This is a genomic window from Dokdonella sp. (assembly GCF_039926425.1).
In the GTDB taxonomy this organism is placed as follows: Bacteria; Pseudomonadota; Gammaproteobacteria; order Xanthomonadales; family Rhodanobacteraceae; genus Dokdonella_A.
This window is the reverse complement of the sequence record NZ_JBDSWZ010000254.1, coordinates 1-3,934: the sequence shown is the minus strand read 5'-3', so window position 1 is coordinate 3,934 and position 3,934 is coordinate 1. Positions and strand designations below refer to the sequence as shown.

The window sequence follows — 3,934 nt, the reverse complement described above, 5'->3', positions numbered from 1 at the left end:
ATTTCACCCACACGAGAATTCATGCATGAAGCCGACGCTCTACGCACACCCCTTCTCCTCCTACAGCCAGAAGGTATTGATCGCACTGTACGAAAACGCAACGCCGTTCGAATTCCGGACGCTCGAGGATCCTTCCGCCAACGCCGAACTCGCCGCACTTTGGCCGATGAAGAAGTTTCCGCTGCTGGTCGATAGCGGCCGCACCATCATCGAGGCCACCACTGTGATCGAGTATCTGCACGTGCGTTACCCCGGCGAAATCGCACTGATTCCAGCCGATGCACACGCCGCGCTCGATACGCGGATCATGGATCGCTTCTTCGACAACTACATCTCGACGCCCATGCAGACGATCGTGCTCGACCGCCGCCGTCCGGAAGAACATCGGGATGCCTGCGGCGTCGCTGCAGCGCACGCCATGCTCGATAGCGCCTATGCGTGGCTCGATCAGAACATCGCCGGTCGCGACTGGGCGTCAGGCGCCGGATTCACCATGGCCGATTGCAGCGCCGCACCTGCGCTGTTCTACGCCGATTGGGCGCATCCGATCGACTGGTCCTTCGCGAATGTCAGAGCGTACAGGGATCGCTTGCTTGCCCGCCCGTCCTTCGCGCGCGCAGTTGACGAAGCGCGGCCGTATCGCAGCTATTTTCCGCTGGGTGCGCCCGACCGTGATTGATGACGCACCGCGTGCCCGCAACGAGTGCCTCAGTCTTTGCCTTCCGAAAAACTGACCATCAGTTGCCCGACGAACAGGACGCTTCCCTGTTTCGGGTATCGCTGGTCGTTGCTGCGGTACTGTTCTTCGCCAGACGGATAGCTGCCGGCAGGCGCGGAACCGCGGTGCGTCAACGACACGCTGCGGAAAACCGGTTCGCCGGCGCGCTGCGCGAGTCGTCCCCTGTTCCAGTCGGCAACAGATCCGCCGTAGTCCCAGTCCAGACCCGTAAACGTAATGGCTTTGCCATTCAACGCAACGAGATCGTCCAGACTCATGCCGGGACGCACTCCGCTCTCCAAATGCCAGCGTGACCGGTCTCCGGAAACCCGGATCGAAGAAATCCCGCGAAGCCGCTCCTCGTCCTGCACAAAAAGCTCGGCCCTTCGCGCGGGATCGTCGGGGAACAAGACAAAGCCTTTCGCGGTTTCGCCCTCGGCGCCATCGATCGTTGCCACAGACACGTTCGTCTTGCCGAACCGGCGGCGCAGATTGTCCAGCGTGATATCGCGTTTGATGAATCCCGGCAAAAGATAGGTCGCATCCGCCGCAAGATCGGCTGCTGTCGCATCTTCGTCGTGCACGACGCCCGCGAGTGACGCCGACTTCGATGCGTCGAGAATGTCATCGGCATCCGTCGGCGGCGACTTCGCGCCTGCAGTCGTCAGGCAGCATCCGGTGGCCAACGCCAACGCGAGCCATCGGGTCCATCTGCAATGGAGGGTTGAACCATCCCGATCACTGACAGGCAAGACCATCTTGCGTGGGCTCCGAACAAGGGAAAGGGTTGAACGTGAAGCCAAAAAATAACGGCAGTGCCGATCGCATTTCGCAAGCACGCGGCGTGCTCACCAACTACCAGACAAGATCGTCCGGCACCTTGAATTGGCTGTAGTACGCGTCGTCTTCGTTCGCAGGAGGAATCGCTTCGGCGCTGTGGCGCGCTCCTGCATGATCCAGCACGATCGCCGACGCGTCTCGCGCATACACTTTCTCGGCCGCCGACCTGGGAAGCAACTCATAGCCGTCGTCACGTCGCGCAATCACCAGCAGGCCGCTGGCGAGCTGCGCGCGCATCGATTCGTTGACCAGCACACTCGCAATGCGCTCGCCGTCGGTGAATCGGTATGCGATCTCACCCTCTCGCCGGACCTTCTGTGCGTCGACGATTTGTCGAACCTGGGCGCGCAACTCGGCGGCACGAAGTTGCGCGTTGTGCGCAGCCGCAAGTGCGCGATCGCGCTCGACCCGTTCGGCTTGCGCTCGCTGCGCATCCATGCGTCCCTCGTCGGCGACGACGGGTGCTTTGCCCTGACGTTGGCGTGTCTGTTCGCGCGCGACCTGATCGACCTTCGCTTTCTTGACGAGGCCGGCCTTCAACAACTGGTCCTGCAGGAGATTGCGCATGGTGCGGGCCATGTAAACGGGGGGGAATCGCACAATTGTACCGTCGCGTGTGCATCTCCACATCCGCGCGAATGTGCTTGCATTCAGTCCTCGTATGACAGCGTCGAGCCGGTCCGTGCCTGTTCGCGGTGAATTCCAGTTTGGCCGGTGTTCGATCGTTGACCATTGCGGTCAGCGCGTTCGTCTCCCCTGTTGGGGCTCCGCGGTGGCTGCGGCCGAATTTCGGGTGACCAGCTTGGAGTCTGGCGACTCCCGAATTTCCCAATAGCAAGAACTGTCCTTCCGCGTCGATGCAGAGGAAGGGAGAGAGATTTCCCATGCGCCCGGCAGCGATCGCGTCCGAGCGGAACTGCGTCGGAAGACTGCTTCAATCGCCACTTTGGCGCCCGACTCGTGCAGACGGCGTGGCGCGATTGCGGGTTGTCTTCACGCGTCGGCCAGATACCGTGCAAGCCGAACGCGGCTGATAGGATCGACCATTGCCAGTGAAAAGCGCTTTCAAAAAATGTACGGAACATCCAAATCCCATATGCCATTCCTGCGGCGTGAATGGTCGACACGGGCCGTTGTGCAGGACGGTTTTGGCATTGATGACGTGAAGCCAATCACCACATTGAATGCCAGCCGGAATACGGCAACGTCGCCACCGTCTGCTTTATCGCCCTCAGCACGCCATTCACCGCAAGTCGGCTCCCGGTTGCGCGCGGCGTTCATACTCTGCGTGCTTCTTGCTTCCGTCGCGCTGCACGGCTGTGCCACGCAGAAGCGATCACTCGAACCAACAGTGCGGCCCGCCGACGTGCGCGCCCTCACCGTGCGCCTGCTTCCCGCGGCGACCAAGGATCGCGAAGGTTGGTCGACCGACATCACGGCGGCGTTCGCTTCGCTGTCCATCCAACCGACCTCGTCGAATCTGTGCGCCGCGCTCGCGGTGATCGAACAGGAGTCGAACTTCGTCGCCGATCCGCCCGTCGCGAAACTTGGCGCGATTGCGCGCGCCGAGATCGACCGTCGCGCGGCGCAGCACGACGTGCCACGGATTCTCGTGCGTGGCGCGTTGGCCCTGTCGTCCTCGAATGGAAAATCGTATGCGGACCGCATTGCATCCGTGCGCACCGAGAAGGAACTCAGTCTCGTCTACGAAGACATGATCAGCCGGGTTCCGCTCGGAAAGCGCCTGTTTTCAGACGCGAACCCCGTGAAGACCGGCGGCCCGATGCAGGTGGGAATTGCGTTCGCGGAGCAGCAGGTGCATGAACGCCCCTACCCCTATCCGACCGACGGATCGATCCGCCACGAGGTCTTCACGCGTCGCGGCGGAGTCTACTTTGGCATCGCGCACCTGCTCGACTATGCAGCGCCCTATGAGCAAATGATCTTCCGTTTCGCAGATTTCAACGCGGGACGTTATGCGAGCCGAAATGCGGCATTCCAGAACGCGGTCAGTCGCGCATCCGGAATTCCTCTCGCACTCGACGGGGACCTCGTCTCTCACGAGCGCGACGATGCGGGATCGACCGAATTGGCGATCCGGACGCTCGACGGCCAGCTACGCCTGGGCAATGCGCGCATCCGCCGGGCCATTGAGCAGGGCGACGATGCGGATCTCGCGCAGACGTCGCTGTACGCGGACGTGTTCGAGCTGGCCGACCGGGTGGAGCGGACGAAACTGCCACGCGCGCTTGTGCCGCAAATCCGCCTCAAGAGCCCGAAAATCACCCGCAAACTGACGACCCAGTGGTACGCAAACAGCGTCGACCAACGCTACCGACGATGTCTCATGCGCGCGCCTTCACCCTGAGTGAAACG

Annotated in this window: 4 protein-coding genes; 2 read left to right on the top strand and 2 right to left on the bottom strand. The window is 61.9% G+C overall.

Annotated elements, in window-relative coordinates; all coding sequences use genetic code 11:
* The coding region (locus ABIV12_RS14675; RefSeq protein ID WP_348060619.1) for a glutathione S-transferase family protein at window positions 1–679 on the top strand (679 nt) is incomplete at its 5' end.
* Window positions 680–708: 29 nt separating this feature from the next.
* On the opposite strand, the gene ABIV12_RS14670 is transcribed toward ABIV12_RS14675, so the two are convergent.
* Window positions 709–1,410, bottom strand: coding sequence for a hypothetical protein (locus ABIV12_RS14670; protein WP_348060617.1), 702 nt, complete (start codon window positions 1,408–1,410; stop codon window positions 709–711).
* Between the two features lie 163 nt (window positions 1,411–1,573).
* On the bottom strand, window positions 1,574–2,125 hold the full coding sequence (locus ABIV12_RS14665; RefSeq protein ID WP_348060615.1) for a DUF2058 domain-containing protein: 552 nt from the start codon (window positions 2,123–2,125) through the stop codon (window positions 1,574–1,576).
* A gap of 799 nt (window positions 2,126–2,924) precedes the next feature.
* On the opposite strand from ABIV12_RS14665, the gene ABIV12_RS14660 reads away from it, so the two are divergent.
* Window positions 2,925–3,926, top strand: a complete 1,002-nt coding sequence (locus ABIV12_RS14660) for a DUF1615 domain-containing protein (protein ID WP_348060613.1) — start codon at window positions 2,925–2,927, stop codon at window positions 3,924–3,926.
* Window positions 3,927–3,934: the final 8 nt, after the last annotated feature.

Coding starts and splice junctions, on each gene's coding strand:
- ABIV12_RS14665 (WP_348060615.1), bottom strand. CDS start 2,125: ATGCGCAATCTCCTGCAGGACCAGTTGTTGAAGGCCGGCCTCGTCAAG.